Source organism: Lysinibacillus pakistanensis (genome assembly GCF_030123245.1).
Classification (GTDB): domain Bacteria; phylum Bacillota; class Bacilli; order Bacillales_A; family Planococcaceae; genus Lysinibacillus; species Lysinibacillus pakistanensis.
On record NZ_CP126101.1, the window covers coordinates 3,060,715 to 3,084,100 of the forward strand.

The 23,386-nt window shown below is 36.6% G+C and carries 25 protein-coding genes; 6 read left to right on the forward strand and 19 right to left on the reverse strand.

Features of this window, described 5'->3' with window-relative positions:
- The first annotated feature begins 400 nt into the window (after positions 1–400).
- Together QNH24_RS15115 and QNH24_RS15120 are read left to right on the forward strand one after the other, a co-directional pair.
- Positions 401–946 carry a cysteine hydrolase family protein gene (locus tag QNH24_RS15115; RefSeq protein WP_283868401.1) on the forward strand — a complete coding sequence of 182 codons (546 nt, stop codon included), beginning with the start codon at positions 401–403 and terminating at the stop codon, positions 944–946.
- A 117-nt stretch (positions 947–1,063) separates the two neighbouring features.
- Positions 1,064–1,321, forward strand: a complete 258-nt coding sequence (locus QNH24_RS15120) for a GlsB/YeaQ/YmgE family stress response membrane protein (protein WP_054771849.1) — start codon at positions 1,064–1,066, stop codon at positions 1,319–1,321.
- 35 nt (positions 1,322–1,356) lie between these two features.
- On the opposite strand, the gene QNH24_RS15125 is transcribed toward QNH24_RS15120, so the two are convergent.
- Positions 1,357–2,052 (reverse strand): lytic transglycosylase domain-containing protein, encoded by a 696-nt coding sequence (locus QNH24_RS15125; RefSeq protein ID WP_283868402.1) that lies wholly within the window; start codon positions 2,050–2,052, stop codon positions 1,357–1,359.
- A 169-nt stretch (positions 2,053–2,221) separates the two neighbouring features.
- Between QNH24_RS15125 and mscL the strand changes: the two genes are divergently transcribed.
- From mscL to QNH24_RS15140, 3 genes are all read left to right on the forward strand, one after another.
- Positions 2,222–2,611 carry a large conductance mechanosensitive channel protein MscL gene (gene mscL, locus QNH24_RS15130; protein WP_283868403.1) on the forward strand — a complete coding sequence of 130 codons (390 nt, stop codon included), beginning with the start codon at positions 2,222–2,224 and terminating at the stop codon, positions 2,609–2,611.
- 541 nt (positions 2,612–3,152) lie between these two features.
- Entirely contained in the window at positions 3,153–4,268 is a 1,116-nt protein-coding gene (locus QNH24_RS15135) for a methionine biosynthesis PLP-dependent protein (RefSeq protein WP_283868404.1), read from the forward strand.
- Positions 4,269–4,270: 2 nt separating this feature from the next.
- Complete coding sequence (locus tag QNH24_RS15140; RefSeq protein WP_283868405.1) at positions 4,271–5,431, forward strand: aminotransferase class I/II-fold pyridoxal phosphate-dependent enzyme; 1,161 nt, start codon at positions 4,271–4,273, stop codon at positions 5,429–5,431.
- A 235-nt stretch (positions 5,432–5,666) separates the two neighbouring features.
- Here the strand turns inward: QNH24_RS15140 and QNH24_RS15145 are convergent, their stop codons facing one another.
- The 18 genes from QNH24_RS15145 to QNH24_RS15225 form a co-directional block, all read right to left on the reverse strand.
- Positions 5,667–6,095 (reverse strand): NUDIX hydrolase, encoded by a 429-nt coding sequence (locus QNH24_RS15145; protein WP_283868406.1) that lies wholly within the window; start codon positions 6,093–6,095, stop codon positions 5,667–5,669.
- A gap of 569 nt (positions 6,096–6,664) precedes the next feature.
- Entirely contained in the window at positions 6,665–7,003 is a 339-nt protein-coding gene (locus tag QNH24_RS15150) for a cupin domain-containing protein (RefSeq protein ID WP_283868407.1), read from the reverse strand.
- 458 nt (positions 7,004–7,461) lie between these two features.
- Complete coding sequence (locus QNH24_RS15155; protein ID WP_283868408.1) at positions 7,462–7,998, reverse strand: hypothetical protein; 537 nt, start codon at positions 7,996–7,998, stop codon at positions 7,462–7,464.
- A gap of 238 nt (positions 7,999–8,236) precedes the next feature.
- The gene (locus QNH24_RS15160) at positions 8,237–8,605 is read right to left on the reverse strand and encodes a GNAT family N-acetyltransferase (RefSeq protein WP_347342979.1); all 369 of its coding nucleotides are present in this window, start codon (positions 8,603–8,605) and stop codon (positions 8,237–8,239) included.
- A complete protein-coding gene (locus tag QNH24_RS26195) occupies positions 8,602–8,754 on the reverse strand; it encodes a GNAT family N-acetyltransferase (protein WP_347342912.1) in 153 nt (50 codons plus the stop codon). The genes QNH24_RS15160 and QNH24_RS26195 overlap by 4 nt, the downstream gene beginning before the upstream one ends.
- Before the next feature lie 77 nt (positions 8,755–8,831).
- A complete protein-coding gene (locus tag QNH24_RS15165) occupies positions 8,832–9,842 on the reverse strand; it encodes a hypothetical protein (protein ID WP_283868409.1) in 1,011 nt (336 codons plus the stop codon).
- A 155-nt stretch (positions 9,843–9,997) separates the two neighbouring features.
- A complete protein-coding gene (locus QNH24_RS15170) occupies positions 9,998–10,150 on the reverse strand; it encodes a YpzG family protein (RefSeq protein WP_283868410.1) in 153 nt (50 codons plus the stop codon).
- Between the two features lie 626 nt (positions 10,151–10,776).
- Positions 10,777–11,775, reverse strand: a complete 999-nt coding sequence (locus QNH24_RS15175) for a LacI family DNA-binding transcriptional regulator (RefSeq protein ID WP_283868411.1) — start codon at positions 11,773–11,775, stop codon at positions 10,777–10,779.
- 181 nt (positions 11,776–11,956) lie between these two features.
- On the reverse strand, positions 11,957–12,964 hold the full coding sequence (locus tag QNH24_RS15180; RefSeq protein WP_283868412.1) for a zinc-binding alcohol dehydrogenase family protein: 1,008 nt from the start codon (positions 12,962–12,964) through the stop codon (positions 11,957–11,959).
- Complete coding sequence (locus tag QNH24_RS15185; protein ID WP_283868413.1) at positions 12,952–14,217, reverse strand: mannitol dehydrogenase family protein; 1,266 nt, start codon at positions 14,215–14,217, stop codon at positions 12,952–12,954. The genes QNH24_RS15180 and QNH24_RS15185 overlap by 13 nt, the downstream gene beginning before the upstream one ends.
- Positions 14,218–14,229: 12 nt before the next feature.
- Entirely contained in the window at positions 14,230–15,729 is a 1,500-nt protein-coding gene (locus tag QNH24_RS15190) for a UxaA family hydrolase (RefSeq protein WP_283868414.1), read from the reverse strand.
- Between the two features lie 21 nt (positions 15,730–15,750).
- Complete coding sequence (locus QNH24_RS15195; protein ID WP_283868415.1) at positions 15,751–17,016, reverse strand: MFS transporter; 1,266 nt, start codon at positions 17,014–17,016, stop codon at positions 15,751–15,753.
- 36 nt (positions 17,017–17,052) lie between these two features.
- Positions 17,053–17,886 carry an SDR family oxidoreductase gene (locus QNH24_RS15200; protein WP_283868416.1) on the reverse strand — a complete coding sequence of 278 codons (834 nt, stop codon included), beginning with the start codon at positions 17,884–17,886 and terminating at the stop codon, positions 17,053–17,055.
- Positions 17,879–18,901 carry a zinc-binding alcohol dehydrogenase family protein gene (locus QNH24_RS15205; protein WP_054771856.1) on the reverse strand — a complete coding sequence of 341 codons (1,023 nt, stop codon included), beginning with the start codon at positions 18,899–18,901 and terminating at the stop codon, positions 17,879–17,881. The genes QNH24_RS15200 and QNH24_RS15205 overlap by 8 nt, the downstream gene beginning before the upstream one ends.
- Before the next feature lie 9 nt (positions 18,902–18,910).
- Entirely contained in the window at positions 18,911–19,975 is a 1,065-nt protein-coding gene (gene uxuA / locus QNH24_RS15210) for a mannonate dehydratase (protein WP_283868417.1), read from the reverse strand.
- Positions 19,976–19,987: 12 nt separating this feature from the next.
- Positions 19,988–20,608 (reverse strand): bifunctional 2-keto-4-hydroxyglutarate aldolase/2-keto-3-deoxy-6-phosphogluconate aldolase, encoded by a 621-nt coding sequence (locus QNH24_RS15215; protein ID WP_283868418.1) that lies wholly within the window; start codon positions 20,606–20,608, stop codon positions 19,988–19,990.
- A gap of 12 nt (positions 20,609–20,620) precedes the next feature.
- The gene (locus QNH24_RS15220) at positions 20,621–21,565 is read right to left on the reverse strand and encodes a sugar kinase (RefSeq protein ID WP_283868419.1); all 945 of its coding nucleotides are present in this window, start codon (positions 21,563–21,565) and stop codon (positions 20,621–20,623) included.
- Positions 21,566–21,987: 422 nt separating this feature from the next.
- Entirely contained in the window at positions 21,988–22,611 is a 624-nt protein-coding gene (locus tag QNH24_RS15225) for a flavin reductase family protein (protein ID WP_283868420.1), read from the reverse strand.
- Between the two features lie 194 nt (positions 22,612–22,805).
- Here QNH24_RS15225 and QNH24_RS15230 point away from each other — a divergent pair, with 194 nt between their 5' ends.
- Positions 22,806–23,117, forward strand: coding sequence for a winged helix-turn-helix transcriptional regulator (locus QNH24_RS15230; RefSeq protein WP_283872860.1), 312 nt, complete (start codon positions 22,806–22,808; stop codon positions 23,115–23,117).
- The last annotated feature ends 269 nt before the right edge of the window (positions 23,118–23,386 follow it).

Consider the following 23,386-nt stretch of genomic DNA (forward strand, 5'->3'; position numbering starts at 1 on the left):
TTCATATCACGATTTCAAAAGTATTTCATATAATAGTTCAAGACAACAAAAAACAACCGTGGACATATCATCAAAATAGCCATCACGGTTGCTTTAGTTTTCGACAAGCATTAAACTCACCTTTCTATATTATTTTTATTAGCTTACGAGACAAAAATGAAATCTGCTGCTATATTTAGCATCACTAGCAGATGTAAACCTGCAATAAGTAACCCTTGTCGATTTAAACGCTTCATAGCTGTCATATTCATATAGAACACTCTCCTTTTTTCATATTATACTCACACGAAAAACAATTTTCAAACTATTCTTAATATTAAAATATAATCATTTTTCTGACAACCAGGCCCAAATATGGCATGATTAAAGTGAAATTATACCTATAGGGAGAGTGGAAAAATTGAAAAAAGCGTTATTAGTTATCGATTATACGTATGATTTTGTAGCCTCTGATGGAAAACTAACATGTGGTGAACCCGGTCAAGTATTGGATGAAAAAATAGCATCCTTAATTGAACAATTTATTGCTGATCAAGAATTCATTGTTTTTGCCAATGATTTACATGAAGAAAATGATAGCTTTCATCCTGAAACAAAGCTATTTCCTCCACATAATATTCGTGGCACAAAGGGGCGCCATTTATATGGGCGAGTAGGTGAAATGTATAATCTTTACAAAGATAAGGTATTATGGCTTGATAAAACACGTTATAGTGCATTTGCGGGAACCAATTTATTCATATTATTGAAGGAACGTGGCATTGAAGAAATTCATTTAGTTGGTGTATGTACGGATATTTGCGTATTACATACAGCTGTCGATGCTTATAATTTGGGTATTCCTACAGTTATTTATGCACATGGTGTTGCAAGTTTTGATGCTGCAGGCCATGAATGGGCATTACGTCATTTTGAACATACGCTAGGTGCAAAAATAGTTCAATAAAGCCATTTCATGGATTTGTAATAAAAACCATAGAAGCTAGGTGCGTTTAATATGCTCTATTCAGGGTATAACTAAGTAATCGCCATTATATCTTAATTTTAAGGAGATGAAGAGAAAATGATTAGCTTCATTTGGTATTTAATCATCGGCGGTATTTTAGGTTGGTTAGCTGGCGTCATTTTAGGAAAAGATGTACCTGGCGGCATCATTGGAAATATCGTTGCAGGGATTGTCGGTTCTTGGGTTGGTAGCATGGTTCTGGGCAACTGGGGTTGGAGAGTTAGTGATTTTTACGTATTCCCAGCATTAATTGGTGCGATTGTGCTTATCTTCATTGTAAGCATTATTTTAAAGAGTATGCGTAAAGCAACCTAAATATGTAGGAAAGAGCCATCAATTTTGGTGGCTCTTTACTTTTTGTCATTTAACAGCACTGCTTGTTTCAACTCATCATGATAATCATTATATAAATTGAAATAATGTAACACCTTTTCAACGTATTCATCACTATGATTGTACTGAAAAACGGCCTGTTTAACATCGCCATTTGCTGCCCCGTTTTTTGATAAATAATTTGCCGCACTATAAATAGCATCCTCAATATCATATGGATCTGCAATTCCATCTCCATTGGCATCCACACCATATCCACCGTATTTTTTTATGGCTTCTGGACTCATTAGCTCTGTTTTTGAAATATTTCCTTTCCCTAAACCTGAACAGGAAGGATGTTTCCAGCCCACAAATGTACATGGCATAAATTGCATCGGACCTTCAGCACCTGCTGGGGAAACAAGAGATTTCATGGAGGAAAAGCGAGTTTCTATTCGATGATGGGCTGCTAGTAAAGTCCATGGCACACCATATTTCTCCTCTGCTGCTACATAAATAGGAATAAATTGTTCAGGAATTTTCATATCAAAATTTTGTTGAATATCTTCTATTGCCCGTTGTTGAGCGATTTTCTCAAATATCGGTAGTGTTTGAAGCTCCCTCCAGGCAAAAAAAGCAAGGACATAAACTGTTATGGCTATTGGTATTAATAGTGCTATCACTCCCATTTGAACGGATGATGATAATGGTTTTTTCTTCATATTTTTCGTCATAATTCACACCTAATTAAATTTTCTCTTTCTATATTACCAAATTTGTCGTTTTTTGTAGTCGTTTTTTCAGTATATAATTTCCACTATTATAACAGTTGAAAAGAACGGGAAAAATATAGTAAAATATATTTTGATTCATTTATATGGATAAATATTGGAGGAATTTGTTTTGTGGAAAGACTTTAAAGAGTTTGCTATGAAGGGCAATATTGTCGATCTAGCAGTAGCAGTGGTGATTGGTGGTGCTTTCGGTAAAATTGTTACCTCCTTAGTTGCAAATATTATTATGCCATTAGTCGGTATTTTAACTGGTGGTATCGATTTAACAGAAAGCTTTGTCTATGGCTCTGGGGATGCCACAGTTAAATTGGGTGAATTTTTACAGTCGATTATTGACTTTTTAATAATTGCTTTTGCAATTTTTATGGCATTAAGAATTATGACCAAGTTTTCTCGTAAAAAAGAAGAGGCAGTTGTAGAAGAACCAGCACCTGAACTAGATGCGAAGGAAGAGCTGCTAAAGGAAATTCGAGATTTATTAAAAAAAGAACAAGCCTAATATTTATCAATTTCGCCTTAGCGTAATTGTGTCCGGATTTTGAATTGTGCCCGTACAATTCATTCCTTTGACCTTCTGCTGAATGATGATAAAAGAATCTGTCGCATTTTCCTATTAGGAAGCAGGCAGATTCTTTTACTTTTAAAACAACAATTAAAGGAAGCTTTATGGGTTAGATACCTTGATTGATTTGCTAATAATTCCTCCCTCAACGCTAGAGTAAACAATCCTAATTTGAAAATCCAATGTGCCCTCATTTATATCAATTTTTGCATATTATACTACTCATATCTAAAATCTCAGTCACTTTTCCTTAAAGACAAATATTTTTGCATTTCCATTTTATCTATTCCTCTTGGATATTCCCTTTTCTCCATCTCCTACTATTCCTAGGTGATTTACCTTAAATAATCTAGCTAATTTTCTGAAATCATCTTGTTCTTCTTTATCATACATGTTAAATTGATAACAATTATTGAGAATATGGATCAAGAGAAAATTTGACTCTTTCCATGACTATGATGCAGAAAAGAGTGACAATATGACAATCAACAGAAGTATTGAAACAAAACTTGTACAGCTTGGCAATTTAAGTGATCCAAGAACTGGTGCTGTCAGCCCGCCAATCCATCTATCAACAGCGTACAAGCATACTGGGATTGGTGAATCCACTGGTTTTGACTATACACGTACAAAAAATCCAACCCGTAGCTTATTAGAAGAAGGAATCGCTGATTTAGAGGGTGGGGACATGGGTTTTGCCTGTAGTTCAGGTATGGCAGCCATTCAGCTAATTCTATCATTATTTAAGCCTGGGGATGAATTGGTGGTGCCTGATGATTTATATGGAGGTACATATCGACTTTTTAATTTCTTCGAAGAGACATATAATATTAAACCTGTTTACTCAAAATTTGAATCGGTTGAACAGGTTGAGGCTTTAATCAATGACAAAACGCGTGCCCTTTTCATTGAAACTCCGACAAACCCACTTATGCAGGAATTTGATTTGCAAACTTACGCGGAATTAGCCCACAAGCATGGTGTATGGTTAATTGTTGATAACACATTCTATACGCCATATTTCCAACGTCCAATCGAATTAGGTGCAGATATTGTTATTCATTCAGCTACTAAGTATATTGGTGGTCATAATGATGTCTTAGCGGGTTTAGTTGTCGCAAAAGGCGCAGAACTAGCGGAACGTATTGCCTTTCTTCATAATGGCAGCGGAATGGTATTAGGGGCAATGGATGCTTGGTTACTGATTCGTGGCTTAAAAACAATGCATCTTCGTCTAAAGCAGCACGATGCAAATGCTAAAGCAATCGCTGCTTATCTAGAGCAGGAAGAACTTGTAACTGACGTATTATACACAGGAAAAGGTGGCATGCTGTCCTTCCGTTTACAGAAAGCTGGGTGGATTGACCCATTCCTTCGTAACTTAAAATTAATTACGTTTGCTGAGAGCCTTGGCGGTGTTGAAAGCTTTATTACGTATCCTGCTACTCAAACACATGCAGATATGCCATATGAGGAACGTATTGAACGTGGTGTATGTGACCGTTTACTGCGTTTCTCAGTCGGAATTGAAGAGGCTGAGGATTTAATTGCCGATTTAAAACAAGTATTCGATATCCTTAGAAAAGAGGCATAGACATGAAGCAACGTATTGAAACAAGCCTAATACACGCAGGTGTTCGTGACGGCTACGCTAATAAAAAAGGTGCAGTCAATGTGCCTATGTATTTATCATCGACGTTTCATCAGGAGAGTATTGATGAATTTGGAGAATATGATTATGCTCGATCAGGCAACCCTACAAGAGATGCATTGGAAAAAGCAGTTACAGAACTTGAAGGAGGAGTTCGTGCTCATGCCTTTTCCTCAGGGATTGCCGCTGTGTCCGCAGCATTGATGCTTTTATCACAGGGTGATCATATTGTGATGACAGAAGATGTTTATGGGGGAACATATCGTTTCGTCACTAAAGTATTACCACGTTTTGGTATAACGCATACTTTTGTTGATTTTACCGATTTAAAAGCTGTTAAAGCAGCTATCACACCTACAACTAAATTGCTTTATATGGAAACACCATCTAATCCAACGCTTGGCATTACAGATATTCGTGGGGTAGTTACCTTAGCCAAGAAGCATAATTGTTTAACATTTTTAGACAATACATTTATGACACCATTACACCAACGCCCACTTGAGCTAGGTGTAGATGTTGTCATCCATAGTGCAACAAAGTTTTTATCCGGACACTCGGATATTATTGCAGGATTGACGGTTACAGCTGATGAAAAGTTAGGACAGGACCTTTACTTTATCCAAAATTCATTTGGAAATATTCTAGGTGTACAGGATTCCTTTACACTATTGCAAAATATAAAGACGACTGATGTACGCTTTAGTCGCTCAGTGGAATCGGCACAAAAGATTGCAGAGTTTTTAGCTGCAAACCCTCTTGTCGAGCAGGTGTATTACCCTGGGCTTGAATCTCATCTAGGCTATGATATTCATCGTAGCCAGTGCACAAGTGCAGGTGCCGTCCTATCATTCCGTCTGCCAAGCTACAAAGCCGCAAAAGCACTTGTAGAAGCGATGAAAATTCCTGTTTTTGCTGTCTCTCTTGGTGGCGTTGAATCGATTTTATCCTATCCAGCCAAAATGAGTCATGCTGCAATGGAGCCTGAAGAACGTGCAAAACGTGGTATTACTGATGGACTATTGCGTTTCTCAGTAGGACTAGAGCATGTTGACGATCTAATCGCTGATTTCACCCAAGCATTGGAAATTGCTACGAAAGCTTAAAAATTAGTAACCAAAACAATCGCGTCTCTAACAACTAGAAACGTGGTTGTTTTAGCTTCATTCAATATGGCCTATCTTATTGTACCAAAAATTTTTTCATGTTAAGTTTAGGCTGAAATAGGCTATAGAATGTTCTATACATTAGTAGAAGCGCTATTAATAAAGCTGAAAATTTGTAAACTAGTCCCTCGCTAGTTTTCAGCTTTCCCCAAAGTATTCACTAACGGAAATATACTTAATGATTAACACGAGCCATTACTCGATACAAATAATCTCCATGCCCTTGTGCTAGTGTTACTTCCTGTTCATCCGTTATCCAATAAAAGGAAAATATAAAACCTGCTTCATTTAATCCTGTAGGGTGATGCTGCCATGTATCTCTTTTTTCATTCGTCGTTAGATGATAAAAATAGCGTTTTTGTAAAGCACCCGAATAATGATTAAAATAATCTTCAGCAATTAACCCCTTAACTGTTAAACGCGATAAGCCTGTCTCCTCAAACATCTCTCGGGTTACAGCTTCTAGCGGTGTTTCCCCTTCCTCTACTGTGCCTTTAGGAATTTGTATGCCTGCTCCTTCTGTATTTTGCTCAAAAACTAGCACCTGTAACTGCCCCTCATGCTCTCTCGTAATATAGCCAAATGCTTTTTCCACTACTTGCATGAAGTCATCTCCTTTCATATATTTAATGTTACAATAAATAGAAAAATTGGAATCTGCAGTAGAAAGTGTTGACATTAATTATACGACAGATGCAAGAGAATGACATCTTATTCGTGCAAGAAGTTGCCAAGAGAAGCTGGCATAAACATACGAAAGCATCATCCCCTATGACATCCAGAATGTTTTTTACAGGTTGCTTATAGTGCTGGGCGCTTAAAAGAACGTCTAGAGAGCAGTCCTTTTTAAGTTGCTATACTAGAGGAATTAATAGTAGATTTCCAATTTTTCAAATATAAAAAATGATGAAGCTGAGCTTTTGGCAATCTAATTCTTCCTGAAACACGGGCAAAGGTATTGGCTCAGCGCTACACAGCAAGGTATCCAAATGTTTTCTGAAATCAAGTTACTTATCGTTTGTGTAGAGAGGTAAAATATAAGAGGTATGAGCTTTTATCAAGCAAGAGGCTTTGTGAAAATAGCAGAGTGTGAAAATCTTTTCGATGGGCATATATGTTAAACTTAGTTTAAAACTGTAACGGAGCTAAAATTTACTCCGTTACAGTTTGTGACTAGGCAAGATTAATTTGCGTAGATTCGAGGATAAGTGCTGTTAATCCTGTGTCACTTCCAGATTCATGTGCTTGTCCTGTTTGCCAAAACACACCCTCTCCAGCCTTTAAAAATATCTTCTCCTTATCTGCTCCACAAATCCATCCATCACCTTGAATGACTATAAATAACTGGGGAACAGGAGCCTCATGCATTCCAACGATACCACCCTGCTCTATATACATAAAGCCAATACTCGTTGGTTCTATCGTTCTCATTATCCTCTTATAGAAAGCGTCTACTGAATCATAATTTATAATTGGATTGGCAAAATTTTGTGTAAAATTAAATATTTTCATATTATTAACATTCCCTTTCTATTATCTTACTTAAAAGCATTGTAAAATAGCCTATGACTTCTCAATGTTTATTTTTACAATGTTTCTCAAGAATCCAAAATACAATTTACCGCTATTCCCCACCGAGACCAATTGAAGCAATAATCGCCAATCAATCGCTTCCTGTGTGCGAGGGATTTGAGTCGCCATAATATAAGCCGTTTGTTACAAGTTGACATTCCAAATACATATCGCCCTGAATGGTGTTGGATAACCGGCTAAGCGTTGAGTAACCATATCAACTACTCATATGTAAGAAAAAAGTAGCTTAAATTCGCATTCATCTCACCATCTATAGAGATGGGAGACTTCCGTATGCCGCTACGCTTTCGATACAAAAAACATTTGCTGAAAGAAGTTAAATCGGTCGAGTAAGGAGATTGCTATGATGAAGTGTCAACTCGTTTTTAAATTGTAGGCTATGCTAATTCTTCCTGCGCAAATGCTAACAGCGTCCCATCTTCTTTCTTGAAATAAAAAGCAAGTGCATCATAGCCATTTCTTTTTATTGTGTCCCAGTCTGCTGTTTCTCCGCTAATCAGTTGTACATAACCTTGGTCATCTATCTCATAGTCATCCTCTTCTTCATCGAAATCAATATTATAAAAAAATGATAATACAATCTCTGTTGCGGGCATGTTATATTTTTGAAGCGAACGATTAACACGTTGCTCTTCTGTATACTCATCACAAAACAATGCATTATAGCCATGCATGGTCCCATCAAACAGTAAAATTTCCTCTGCTGTTAATGGGTCCTTTGCGATGATTTTAGCGGTTGTGCCTGTAATGAAAGGCATTACCTCTCCCTCAAGCGATAACATATCACCATAATACCAAATTTCAAATTGTTGATTGCCAGTGCAAGAACTAAGCTGTAATTGTGATTCAACCTCGTTTAGATGTTGTACGTTTTCTGCAAATGGCTGTAAATATGTTGGAATTGGAATATTCATTACTTTCTCTCCTTTTTAATTAACCTTATACACTATCATAATAAAAGGAAACATTTAACTTTATCTAATGAAGAAATATTATTCAACCAGAAGGCAGAGTTATTGTAAATGGTAATAATTATTTAATGATTCCAGGTGGGTATTAATAGAAACAAAAAAGACGTTGAAATTAATACTCTAAGCGCATAGTTTTTTTATAAAAGTTTCTACCTAGAATTTGATTAGCCAATTAATGAAATCAAACCATCTTATACATTAAAACATCATCAATATATTGCTTATCATTTAACTTAATTTCATTGATTTTTCTTCCTTCCTCTACAAATCCCATCTTTTTATAGAGAGCAATGGCACTTTCATTTGTTGAAAATACGCCAAGACTAATCTTTTCAATATACGGATTGCACTCAGCCCACTTTAGTAGCTGCTCAAGCAAGCATTTCCCAATGCCCAGACCACGATATTTTTTTAATATCATCATGCCAAAGGAGCCTGTATGAGCTAATCGTTTTCGATTTGGTGATTGAAACACAAGCCAACCAACTATTTTTTCTTGATATTGTGCGATTAAGATTAATTCTCGTTCATTTGCTAATTTTGCTTCTATCCATTTTTTTTTTGCTCACCAATCGTTTGCTGAAATTCCTCTAGCGTAGTGATTAAATAATCTTCTTCTGCTAAAACTTCACTCTGTATTGACAGTATATTTTCAGCATCCTCTTCAGTGGCAGCTCTAATTTTGATTTGTTCTGTCATTTAGTATCTCTCCCTTCAAAAATGGCAACACAAATAGTCTCCTTATATGATATCGACATCAAGGAGACTAAATGATTTTAATGATTTCTAGTCAGATATCTTTGGAAATTTTTTAAATCCTTTGCCAAAAACTCATTGGATAACCAAGCATTTGTTGTTTTGATATCCTCCATAAAATTGGAAAGGGAGGTTTTATCTAATTGACTAAATTGCTTTGAAACCTCTGTATTTTTAATGTTTTCTTGCCACTTACCATAATCTTTTATTTTTTCTTGCACGAGATGTGGTTGATTTGTATAAATCGATTTAACCAATTGATTATATTCCCTGAATGCTTCCACAAGCGCATCTTTATCCTGTTTTTCAGTAGCAGCTACTATTTTATCTTTAAAGCTCTGCCATTTTTCAGGGTAGGCATCCTTTACTAAATCATCTATATGAATATAATCATCCGGTGCATGTACTAATGGACCCTTTTCAATGGCATATGAAACAGTACCATTGTCATTTTTCACGCCATTGACTGCAAATTTTGCAATTGTTGTCATAGCCTCCATAAAATATTTTGCCTGTTTTCCCTCTAAGTAGTTATCTGCAATAAATTGCGCTTTTTCTAAACCAAGTGAAATCATGGCTTGACGCTGTTCTTCCGTCATATTGCCAACATTATGCACTAAGAGATTTTGAGATATTGTTGAATATGTAGCATCGAGTGCTTGCTGACTTGCACCTTTTAAGCTATTGACAAGTTTCTCGTTTGTTTGAATATGCGGGATGATGATGGCAAGAACATTATGTTCAATTTCCTCATCCAATCGAGCCTGCTGTTCCGCACGAATAGCAAGCTGCTCCTCACTTTCTACATAGTTTAATTTCCCTCCATCCTTAAACATAGAGGCTATCTTTTGAGCTATCTCCTCTGGTGCCTCTTGCAATTGAATGTGAGAATCGAATAAACTACGTGCTTCCTTTCCAATTGTGACAACATCCTGATCTTTTTTTAAAGCTTGAGGATTTCCATCTCCCTTAGACGGAGTATAGATGGTTTGAAGAAAATTTACTGTATTTGTATATGACGTTATTTTCATTATAATCCCCTCTCCCTTTTAATTTCGATAGATTTTATATCGGATTAATTACAAAATAATTGAAGATAAAAAAATAATTGGGTCTATTTTAGCTTACACAATAAAAAAACCCAGAATAAATTCTGGGCTTGATGACACTTACTTTTCTAGCATGATTAAAACTGTCGGGCCTTTGCTTCACTTCTCAAGATACGGTTGTGGAGAGTAATCTCCGTTTCACCATTTACTTGAGATTTAGAATGCTTAATCCTTGACCAGTTGCGGTGGATTTTTTGAGATTTGGGGTCTAATTGTTCAAACCTACTCATTTTCCATCCTCCTCATCATTATAGATTTCATAAGTGAAATCCGTTTTAGTATGACCTACGAATTAAAAATTATTCTTCCTACACTTTTAAAAGGCTCAAATTAATTCAATACCTGGTATGGTAAACAAATAATAGGAGGTTCCTCTAAATATATAATTAGCGTTTTATCCGGATATAAATGTGTAAAAAAAGATCATTCATTAAGATTTTTTCTCTTTGAATATTTACCATCTTTCGAGTTGAATATATACATATTTTCTTTTGAGTATTTATAATACATTCCTAATTGTCCCTTTATTTCATTTTCTTTAGACAAATCAATTACTTCAGGCGTTTCCTTCATTATTATTTTTTAGCCTCTAAATAAGTAAAATTAGGTAGATTATAAAAATAATAAAGCTTATTAAGACTAACCCTATAGGACAACTTAGTCGCATGATGAAACAGCTAAATCCTGTCTCGAACTATACAGTCACCTTTTTTACCCGCAGAAAAATCATAGTTATGAAGCACTAGTAGCCAATGTGCTAAGTCGTGAATTTCAACAAGAAAAAGGAACAAAGGGAATTATCAGTATTACTTAAAACAACAACCCTTAGCTAAGTTCATAGCTTTGGGTTGCTGTTTTAGTTAGTTGAATCTCGATGAATGACTATCGGCTTAAAGCGATAGAGTTTTTGTTCATCAGCTATCTGTTCTTTTTTGATTTTTGCAAAGAGTAGTGAAGCAGATTTTTGAGCCATCGGTAGGATAGGCTGTTTTAATGTGGTAATCGAAGGAGATAAAAAATTTGCATAGGGCACATCATCAATAGCTATCACTTGTAAATCATTCGGTACACGTAAGTTTCGCTTTTTTATATAAATCATTAATTCTTGAAAAATACGATCATTTGCAGCAATTATCCCTTTTGGTGGTTGTTCCAATGCAAATAATTGATCGAATATTTCTTCCATCTCTACTGGTTCACCATTTTTAATGTATCGCTCATCCACTAACATATTTTTATTTCGAAGTGCTTGGCGAAATCCTTCTAAACGTTCTACACGAGGAGTAATTGGTAAGGCTAAAGATGTTGTGATAATGGCTAACGGGTGCTTTCGAAACGTTTCCACTGCCGTATTCATTGCAGAAAAATTATCAAGCAATACAGCTGGAATATCCACTCCCTCTATAAAACGGTCGATAAAAACGATTGGAATCGCTTGTTGGTGGAGCCTTACATACAGATTTTTGTTTTCTCCTGTTGGAAAAACAATCAAGCCATCCACCTGTTTTTCTAGTAAAGTTTCGATATGCTTTTTTTCTTTTTTAGGATTATCCGCCGAATTACATACAATCATATGGAAGCCTTCTTTATCAAACTCTGCTTCCAGTGCATTTATAATTTTTGTTGAAAAGTCATGGATAATATTCGCTACTATAATACCTATTGTAAAGGTAGATTTCTGTTTTAAGCTACGTGCCATTAAATTTGGACGATATTGCAATGCTTCAATAGCTTCTTCAATTTTCTTACGAGTCTCTACACTCATATATTCATATCGCTTATTCAAATATTGCGAGACGGTACTATTCGAAACATTTGCATATTGCGCAACATCGGCAATTGTTGTTTTTTTCACTAAAATCAATCTCCTACCTATTCCTTGGTATTAAATAGCATAGCATATTTTGTTGGTTAATATAACTATTCAAATAGTTATATTAGTTTCGGTAAATAAATGCCCTGTTTCTGCATTTCGTTGTAAATTTTTAAACGACTAATTTTAAAGCTGGTACGGAAATTCATTGAATATCCCCCCATTATTTAAAATAGATTTGGGCTTTATTCGTATTGTACTGTTTTGCCTCAAAGTAGGAAATCGCATCATCGAAAGCAATTTTTTTTGTTACATAGCCTTGTTTTATAGCGCCTGATTGCATATAGTTTATGACTGTCTCAAAATCTTCCAAAGTAGCATTACGACTACTTTTCAGCGTTAATTCCTTGGAATGAAATTCAGGATCATTAAATGTAATGGTCTTCTTCATTAAGCCTATAAACACTAATGTGCCGCTATTTTCTACGTACTGGAATGAAGATTCCATTGATTGTTGATTACCTGTTACATCAAAGACAACTGTAGGAAGTTCGCCATTAAATTTTTCATGTAACTGCGCCATTACTTCATAACTACCAACAATTACGCCATCCGCTTCCGTCCATGCCTGTCCTTCTTTTAAACGTTCTTCGTTCAAGTCCATTAACACTGTTTTTGCGCCACGTAATTTAGCAAAACGAGCCGCTCCTAACCCAATTGGCCCTGCACCGATGACAAGTACTGTATCATTCTCTGTTAATTCTGATCGACGAACAGCATGAGCACCAATAGCTAATGGCTCAACAATGGCTAATTGATCGCCTGACACTGTATTATCTGTAATCACAATACTGTCATCGACTACGATATATTCGCCCATACCTCCATCCATATGTACACCTAATACTTTCAAGGATTTACAGCAGTTCGTTTGGCCTCGGCGACATGCAACACACTCTCCACAATGGATGTATGGAATAACTGTTGCACGATGCCCTACTTGAATGTCCTTAACCGCTTCACCGACTTCTTCGACGATAGCAGCTAGTTCATGGCCTAACACACGTGGATAACTAAAGAATGGCTGTTCACCTGCAAAAGCATGTGTATCTGTTCCACACACGCCAATATGTGTGATTTTTAATAGAACATCATGACTTCTTACAATACTTGGCTTGTCTACCTCACGTTCCACCATATGAAACGGTTCATTAATGATCAATTGTCGCATACTATTTCCTCCAATAAACTATGAATTGTGGATAATTGTTGAATAACCTCGGTTGCATCACATTGGAAATGCTGTTCGATAAATTGTTGCATTGGCTTTGTCTGCCCCTGTTCAAAATGGTTATGGATATCAATCAATTTTTCGATAACCTGATCGGATTCACGCATGGAAAAGCGTGTTGGATTCATTGCATATATCCCTAATGCTAAAGCTTGATAGTATATTTCTGTTTCAGCAAATGGAGCAATACGTGTTTGCCACTTTGATAATTCGTTTAATTGAATATCATAAAGCTGATGCTCAATAAATGGATTTAAAAAACGTTCAAAGACATCTTGCTGATAGCGTTCATTCACTTGGAATCGGTGTGTAAAATCGTTTGTTACTTTTTCAATAAAGGCACGAACGCCTACGTTAGAAAATGTCTCTCTTACGGTTGTGTAATGTAAAATTTTACCAAATACTGAAAGCAAAATATGACTACCATTTAAAATGGCGACTTTACGTTTCTGATACATGTATAAATCATCAAAAACAAAAGGCAAATCAAGGCTTGTTGGCCAATGTTTAAAAGGCTCTTTCTGATCAATCACAAATAAGAAATAGGGTTCACAAACTGTATATAAGTCATCCTTTCCCTGATACTCTTGTGGATATCCCGTTACAATACGGTCTACTAGTGTATTACAAAAAGTTAAAGTAGCGAGCCATTCATTAAATTCTATAGGCATGTTCCAGTCTTTGGCATGCTGTAGACAAATCTTTTGTAGTGTAGAGCCATTCTGTTCTATTAATTCCAGAGGCACAATTGCCAATTGTTTTTCACCTTGAAAATGATTGTAATATTGTTTTAGAAAGACTGTTAACTTTGCTGCATAGCTTGTTGGGCAGGTAGTAGGATAAGGGATATTTTCATAATAAATTCCTGCCTCTGTTGTATTAGACACAATCATCTCAAGTGTTTCTGACTGCGCATATTGTAAAAATGAATGCCAGTTCTCATATGGATGAATGGTATCTTGAATAACCTTAACAGTAGTTTCTTCTTCTATAACCTCACCATTTTTTAACCCTCGTTCCATCACAGTGAATTGCAACTGTTGTTTTTCTAGCTGTTTGACCGTTTTTCCTCTTGCTGTTGCTGCGACTGAAACGATACTGCAAGGGACTTGTAGTTTTTCAACTGCCAGGTTAAAAAAGCCTCTTATAAAATTTCCATCACCTATTTGCATAATTTTAATAGGATGCTTCATATCAATTCTCTCCTACATCGTCACGCCATCTTTAAAAATAGCGATTTCTTTGAATCCATATTTCTCATTATTTGTTTGTACTTCACCTGACGCTAACGCTAAAATATAATCCATAAATTCATCAACTAAAACATCCATCGGTTTTCCATCCACTAATTGACCTGCATTAAAATCAATCCAATTTCTTTTGCGCTCATAAAGTGGCGTATTTGTTGAAATTTTAACTGTTGGTGTCGGTCCTCCAAACGGTGTGCCCCTACCTGTTGAGAAAAGGACGATTTGGCAACCTGTTGAGGCAAGTGCGGTTGTTGATACAAGATCATTACCTGGGCCGTTTAATAAATGTAGCCCCTTTGTTGACATACGGTCACCGTAATCAAGCACTTCTTTTATCTCTTGGAATCCCCCCTTTTGAATACAGCCAAGTGACTTTTCTTCCAATGTTGTAATTCCACCCGCTTTGTTTCCTGGAGAAGGATTTTCATAGACAGGTTGATTATATTTAATAAAATACTGTTTAAAATCATTTACTAAATGCACAATCTCCTCAAAAACAGAGACATCTTTTGCACGTTCCAATAAAATCTGTTCAGCCCCAAACATTTCTGGAACTTCCGTTAACACCGTTGCACCACCTGCTGAGATTAATTGGTCAGAAAATACGCCAATCATCGGATTAGCTGTAATGCCAGAGAAACCATCACTACCGCCACATTTCAAACCAATTTTCAGTTCTGAAATAGGGTACGCTTGTCTTTCAAATGTCGTCACATAGTCAAAGGCTTTTTCAAGCAGTTGTTGACCCTCTTCCATTTCATCTGCTGATTCTTGAACATTTAAAAAGGCTACACGATCTTTATCATAATGGCCGATTGTTTTCTTAAATAGCTCAATATAATTGTTCTCACACCCTAGCCCTAATACAATGACTGCCCCTGCATTTGGGTGGTGAATTAAATTAGCTAATATTTTTTGTGTATACGTTAAATCATCACCGAGTTGTGAACAACCATATGGATGAGCGAAATGCTGTACACCATCAAAATTGTCAGCCTTTAATAATTGATTGCCTAACTTCACCAAATTTTCAGCTACTTTATTAATACATCCCACTGTATTAATAATCCAGATTTCATTCCGCACACCAACCTGACCATCTGTTCTAAGATAGCCCTTAAACGTGCGCTGTGCATGACGAGGCTCGGCTAAGGGATGTGTTTTTGGTTTAAATTCATAGCTTAATTCTCCTGTTAAATTGGTTTTCATATTATGTGAGTGAACCCAACTACCTGCTAGGATTTCTTCTGTCGCATGACCAATTGGAAAGCCATATTTTGTGATATGTGTATCTTTAGAAAGAGGTGTGATGGCAATTTTATGCCCACGTTGTACTTGTTGCTGTAACGTTATTTCTATTCCATCCAATGGAAATAAAAAGCCTTGAGGAAGATCACTCAAGGCTATGGCAACATTGTCCATCGGATGAATTTTAATAACTGTTTGATTGTTCATTTGAATCCATCCTTTCTATTTCTAAGCTATTTCTTTATGAACAATTGGTGTAACAAATTTAATAACTGCTAATGATGCGATGATCGCTAAGCCACCTGCAAGTAGGAAAGCCGCAGAAAACGTTCCTGTTTTATCTACTAGGAAGCCTGTTAACGTTGGTCCAATAATACCTGCTGTGTTTGCAAGGAAATGCATAAAACCACCAACAGATCCAACATATTTTGATTCCACCACGTCATTGATGATTGCCCAATAAATAGCACCTGTTAAATATAAGAAGAAAACAGAGGTAGCAACAAGCGCGACAGCACTAACTGTTGTTGTTACAATACCTGCACAGCCAATAGATACGGCTGCTAAGAATAAGCATGTAACTAGAACGACTTTACGAGAGAATAAAACACCCTTACGCATAAAGCGTTTATAGATGAAATCCGATACAATCCCACTCAATGCTAAACCTAAGAATCCTAAAATCCATGGAATAACGGTTACGATACTCATATCTTTAACAGCCATGCCACGAGCCTCTACTAAATAGCTTGGGAACCAAGTTAAGAAAAAGAATAGGATATAGTTATAGGCAAAGAATGAAAAAGCTGTAAATAATACTGTCGGTTGTTTTAAGTAGTAAGACAGCCCTCGACTATGATTGATATCTTCTGCTGCAATTTCTAGGTTTGCCATTGGTTCTACATTTTCTTCTTTGTTTGGCTTTTCTTTTACTACTTTAAACCATACAATTGCCCAAATAAATCCAAGAATCATAATCGCAATAAACGAATATTTCCAGCCATATGCTAATGCAATATAACCAACAATTGGACCTGCAATCGCACCACCAAGTGGCGTACCACTATTGGCTAGCCCTACTACAGAGGCACGTTTATCTGCAGGGAACCAGTTATTCACCATTTTATTTATGGTTGATGACAATGGCCCTTCCGCCATACCAAAGACAATACGAACAATAATCAATGAAGCGAACCCAACGACTAATACCATTGCTCCACTGAATAAAGACCATACAATCATCGCTACAAATAGCGTTAACTTGGCACCAAATTTATCGGAAGCCATTCCGCCTAAGAAGTTGAAAATGGCATACCCAACAGAGAAACTACTAAAGATAATCCCTAATTGTGTCGACGTTAGATGAATATCTTCTTGAATAAATGGTGCTGCAATCGATAATGCTGAACGGTCTAAATAGTTAATGACACCTGCTAAAAATAGCATGACAATAACAATCGTTTTGCCATCTCCAAAAATACCTTGTTGTTTCATATCATTCACCCCTAATATTTGAATTGGTCCCCTTTGTTAAACGCCGGAGTAAGCCATAAATCCACCATCAACAGGAATCGTTACGCCAGTGACAAATGCTGAGTATGTATCATCAGCTAAAAATAATAATGTCCCTAATAAATCTTGTGGTTTTCCAAAACGCTTTTGTGGTGTAGCTGTAATGATTTTTTCTGAACGTGCTGTTAGTGAGCCATCGTCTGCCAGCAAAAGATTACGGTTTTGTTCGGTAATAAAAAATCCAGGTGCAATGGCATTAACACGTAAACCTGCTTCTGCAAAATGCACAGCCATCCATTGTGTGAAGTTATTAATCGCTGCCTTTGCCGCGCTATATGCAGGCACTTTTGTCATAGGGGCATAGGAACTCATGGATGAAATATTAATAATCGTCCCCTTCGTTTTCAGCAATGCTTCGCCAAAAACTTGGGCAGCTAAAAATGTTCCTGTAAAATTATTCGAGAATACGCTTTCAAAACCGTTTGGCGTTAATTCAAAGAAATTTGGTGTAGTTGATTCTTCTTTATATACTTCATCAGCAGTAATGGCATCTGAATGATTGCCGCCCGCTCCATTAATAAGCACATCAATCTGACCATATTGCTGTAAAATTGCTTGTCTCGCTGCTATTAATGACTCTTTATTTAAAACATCCACAGAAAAATTAATCGCTTCCCCACCATTTTCTTTAATCGATTGGACGACTGCTTCTCCTTTTTGTGCTGTACGATTTAAAATAGCTACTCGCATTCCTTGCTTGGCCAATTCCTTTGCCATCTCAGAACAAAGAACACCACTACCACCTGTTACAACGGCTACTTTATTTTGTAATACCTCATGCACCTTACTCACCTACTTTTAAAATGACTTTACGTACTTCATTTGGGTTTTTTTCTATAAATTCAAAGGCTTCTTTTGCTTCATGTAATGAAAAAGTATGTGAAATTAAACCTTGTTGCTGTAGCTTTCCAGCATTGACAAGCTTCACTACGTTTTCAAATTGGAATGTTTGCAAACGCGACCCTTTTATTGACAATTCCTTTTTCGTAATTGGTAGAGGAGCAAGTTCAATAGCTTCCTCTCCAAAGCTAAGGACTACCACTCTTCCAGCAACTGAAACAGCATCAATAGAATTCTTAAAAGTTAGCGGAATACATACCGCATCAATAGATACATTGACGCCTACTCCATCTGTCCATTGATTAACAGCCTCTAATAAATTTTGTTCATTTACATTTACAACTTCATCCGCACCAAGTTCTTTTGCGTAAGAGAGCTTAGCTGGATCCAAATCAGAAATTATCACGCGTGCATCCATTAATTTAGCCATCTTTAAAATGCAAATGCCAATCGGCCCTGCCCCTTGAATCAATAGCGTCTCACCAGCTTGTAATTCACCACGATATACTGCTTGGGCGCCAATTGTATAAGGTTCGATTAAAACTGCCTCTTCTAAAGGAGTGTGGTCTGCTACTTTATGCAATTGCTTTTCAGCCACAACAAAACGCTCTCGCATACCTCCATCTTCATGAACACCAAAAACAGAAAGCTGTTCGCAGACATTTGGTTGTCCTTTACGGCAAGCATAGCACTCTCCACAATAACGAATCGGTTCGACAACAACTTTGTCACCAGCTTTTAATCCTTGCACCTCCTGACCAACCTCTAACACACGTCCAACAACTTCATGCCCAGGCACGCGAGGCAATGTCGCTAATGGATTCGAGCCATGATAAATATGCATATCTGATCCGCAAATACCAACATATTCGGTTTGAACGAGGACATCTGTTGGCTTTGTTACCACTGGTTCCGCTACATCAATTAAAGCCATTTCAAAAGGTTTGATTACTTGTAGTGCTTTCATACATGTCACCTATTTCTTTAGATTTTCATAAGCATCCCAAAGACCATTTAAATACATAATGCCAAGTGCTCGATCATATAAACCATAGCCTGGACGACATTGTTCTCCCCAAATATGACGACCATGATCTGGACGTACATAGCCTTCATAGTTTTGATCATTTAATGTGCGAACAATATTTTTAATATCAATTGAACCATCAGATGTAAAATGCGATGTTTCAAAGAAACTACCATTTTCCATAATTTTCACATTGCGAATATGGGCAAATGGAGCACGATATGCATATTTTTCAGCAATTGCAACCATATCATTTTGTGAATCTGCTCCCATTGAACCTGAGCAGAACGTAAAACCATTTGCCACTGAATCAGAGATTTTAATTAATTTTTCATAGCTTTCTGCTCCCGTAATAATGCGCGGTAAGCCAAAGATGGAATACGGTGGATCATCTGGATGAATTGCCATTTGAATACCTGCTTCTTCTGCAACTGGTAAAATGGCTTGTAAGAAATAAGCTAAGTTGTCCCAAAGTTTGGCTTCATCTACTTCCTTGTACTGCTCGAATAATTCTGAAAGTCGGGCTAATCGTTCTGGTTCCCATCCTGGAAGGGTTAAATCCGAAGAAGCCCTTACTTCATTCACTAGTTCTTGTGGATCTAAATTCATTACCTTTTCCTTATCAAAATAGAGAGCCGTTGAGCCATCTTCTAATGGATGGAATAGGTCTGTACGTGTCCAATCAAATACAGGCATGAAGTTATAGCAAATGACCTTGACACCAACCTCGCCTAGGTTGCGAATAGATTGTTTATAGTTTTCAATATATTGATCACGTGTTGGCAATCCTAGTTTAATATCCTCATGGACATTGACACTTTCTACGACATCTGTATGGAATCCAAAAGAATGTATATAGTCAACTTCATCTTGAATGGCCTCTTTTGTCCATACTTCCCCAGCTGGTAGATGATGTAATGCCCAAACAATTCCTTTTACATTTGGAATTTGTTTTACATCTTCTAATTTCACTGTATCATTGCCACGACCGTACCATCTAAACGTCATATTCATCCTTACTACCTCCTAGTTTGATAGATTTTTCATATACGCTTTTGCTTGAGCTACAACACCTTCATACCCATCTTTTGCAAATGCTTTATTTAAATCACTACCGATACCTACCGCGACCGCACCTGCATTTAACCATTCATGCATATTAGCTAAACCAACACCGCCTGTAGGCATAATTGTGATATTTGGAAGTGGCCCTTTAACCGTTTTAATAAAGCTAGGTTCAAATTGATTTCCTGGGAATAATTTAATAATGTCACTCCCACCTTCAAGTGCTGTCACCATTTCTGTAATGGTCATACACCCTGGTAGGTACGGTACGCTATAGCGATTGCAAAGCTTTGCAATCGCAGCATTATAGCTTGGACTAACAACAAACTTTGCACCGTTTAAAATCGCGTGGCGCGCAGTCTCTACATCCAATACTGTGCCTGCCCCAATTATTGCATCACTATGGCGTAATGCTTTAAAGGTTTCTTCAACAAATGGTGTTGTATACGTTATTTCAATTGCTCGAATGCCACCTGTAATGGCACCTTTTGAAATTTCTGTCGCTTCTTCAGGTGAACTTCCGCGAATAACAGCTACAACTTTTGCATCTGACAACGCTTTCAAAATTTCGATTTTTTGCATTCCTGACAACTCCTAACGCTCAATTAGTTTTTCATCGCCAATAAATTGCCTTAATTCTTGCAAGGATGGGAGCCCTTCATTGTCTCCCTTAATCATTGCTACCAATGCCCCTGCACCATTGGCTAAACGGAGGCGTTCTGGGATATCGTAACCATTTAAATAGCTATAGACATACGCTGCATCAAATGCATCTCCTGCTCCAACAGTATCAATGGCACGAATGGAAAAAGCTTCTCGATCATACCGTTCAGTAGCTGTATTAACAGTGGCGCCTTGTTCACCTTTTTTCACAATAATTTCGTCTATTTTATAACTCTCTTGAACGTCTTTAACTGTACGCCCTTCAAATAAAAGTTCAAATTCATCCTGTCCTGTTAAAAGAAGATTAATAGATGGATACACTTTTTCGTATACAGCTCGGGCATCTTCGATAGTCCATAGTTTTAAACGTAAATTTGGATCAAAGGATATAGGAATATTTTTTTCTTGTGCTAAAGCAATCAATTTCAATGCAACTTGAATGTTATGTTTACATACTGCTAAATACACGCCGCTAATATGTAATAAATCCACATCATCGAGCACTGACTCATCAATTCGATCTTCTGTCAGCTCAAGTAAAGGTGATGGGTTGCGGTAATAAAACGATTTACCTGCCCCATCTTCTCGAATTTCCTTGAAGTAGATAGACGTTGGAATATGTGGTGTTCGTAAGACATGTGATACATCAATCCCTTCACCACGCGCAAAGTTATAAATTAACTTGCCAAATTCATCGTCTCCAATACAACTAATCCATTTTGCTTCCATATCTAAACGTGTAACACCTATTGCAAAATTTAATTCTGCACCACCCACAGCTCGCTCAAAGGAAGGAACGAAACGTAGAGGACCTGTCTTAGATGGATTAAAAACGACCATTGCATCCCCAATCGTTGCTATTCGTTTATTTCTCAATTTTTTCATCCCCTTCACAAGTAAAACGTTTTAGTAAAACGTTTTACTAATACTAACATGATTTTTTTAGTGTTGCAACAATAATCCGATTATTTAGATAGTTGGAAACAAATATGTTTACTAAAAAATAGTCTCTAAAGATTATAGGAATGCATAAAAACCCCGTAAAAGATAAAACTTAATTTAGCTTTTACGAGGAATATTCACTAATTATTGATAGTCCAAGCATACTTCAGGAGTTGATCAAATTAGATGTTGCAGAGGTACCATGGATTGGTCATTAGAAATGCTATAACAATGTAACGAAATTTTATAAGAAACTTATCAATTTCGCCTTGGCGGTAATTAAACGTCCAGATTTTGAATTGTGCCCGCACAATTTTAGTAATACAAAATAGAACCATCTCTGTAAGCAAGAAAATTTATCTACCTTTCTTTCCAAATGAAAATGAAGGCTTTAGTCCGGCAAAGTCACCAGCCAAATTAGCAAGTGGCTTCCACTTATCGATAGCTATTTTATAGTTTCCTGCATAGATTGCCTCATCTATTTGGACACATTCAACTTTTCCAAGCACTAGATGATCTCCACCGATAGGAATAATTTGGTCCAACCTAAGTTCTATTGAGATTGGCGCTTCTAGCACTGCTGGGATATTCAAAAGTGTACCATTCTGGACAGTCACTCCTGCAAGCTCAAACTCATTTTTCTCTGGCTCTACACTAGCCGATGAACGATACATCGCTTCCCCAAGCTGCTCAGGTACCATATTAATGATATATTCCTTTACTTCACGAATGTTCGTTAACGTATCCTTAATGCTTCCCTTTCGTTCATTATCGCCTGGTCCTATTGAGATCAAAAGTGTTGGTGGATTTCGAGAGGCTACAGTAAAAAAGCTGAATGGCGCTAAATTTAAAATGCCATCCTTACTTTTTGATGAAACCCATGCAATTGGTCTTGGTACCACAGAGCCTCTTAACAATTTATACATCTCAACCTCGCTCAAATCCATTGTATTAAATATGAGTTTCTGTTCTTTAGACATTTTTTCATTCTCCTTCAACTCTATTTGATTAAGTAATATGTCGATTCTATAATAGAATTATTATCGACTTCTGAAATACTCATAATTCCATCCCAAATTATAAGCTTGGATACAAATAAAACTAGTATGCACTTTTTTGTTAGATACTTACTTAAAGGAGAGTGATGTAATTGCCAGATATAAGTAATAATCTTATGACACGTAACAAACAAAGACCATTTGACTTCACATTATCGTTAATCGGTGGCAAGTGGAAAATGAAAATAATGTATGAATTATCTTCCGAAACGATTTTACGTTATGGAGAGTTAAAGCGGAAAATTCCTGCTATCACTCACAAAATGTTAAGTTCTCAGCTAAGCGAACTAGAGAAATCTGGAATTATTCATAGAAAAGAATACCCTCAAATTCCACCAAAAGTGGAATACTCCTTAACGCAAAAAGGAGAGAGTTTAATGCCAATATTAGAGGAAATGTGCAAATGGGGTGTGACAAATCAAATATAATCTTAATTTTATAAGGGTAAAAGCTAGAACAGGTTGATTAAAAAAGAAATTGTTTCAAAAGCAAAACAATATCTCTTGTTAATACCCTTTTGCATTCACATCGCAATTTAGATCTGTAGTATTGTCATAAATAAATAATTCTTCGAAACTTTTTCAAAAGTTTTTTGACGTTCCCCCTTACTGAAGGGATTATACGGGATCCGATGTTTTTTTCTATTTATAAACAAAAACACCCTTATAGAATAGACTTTTTTAAGTGTATTCTATAG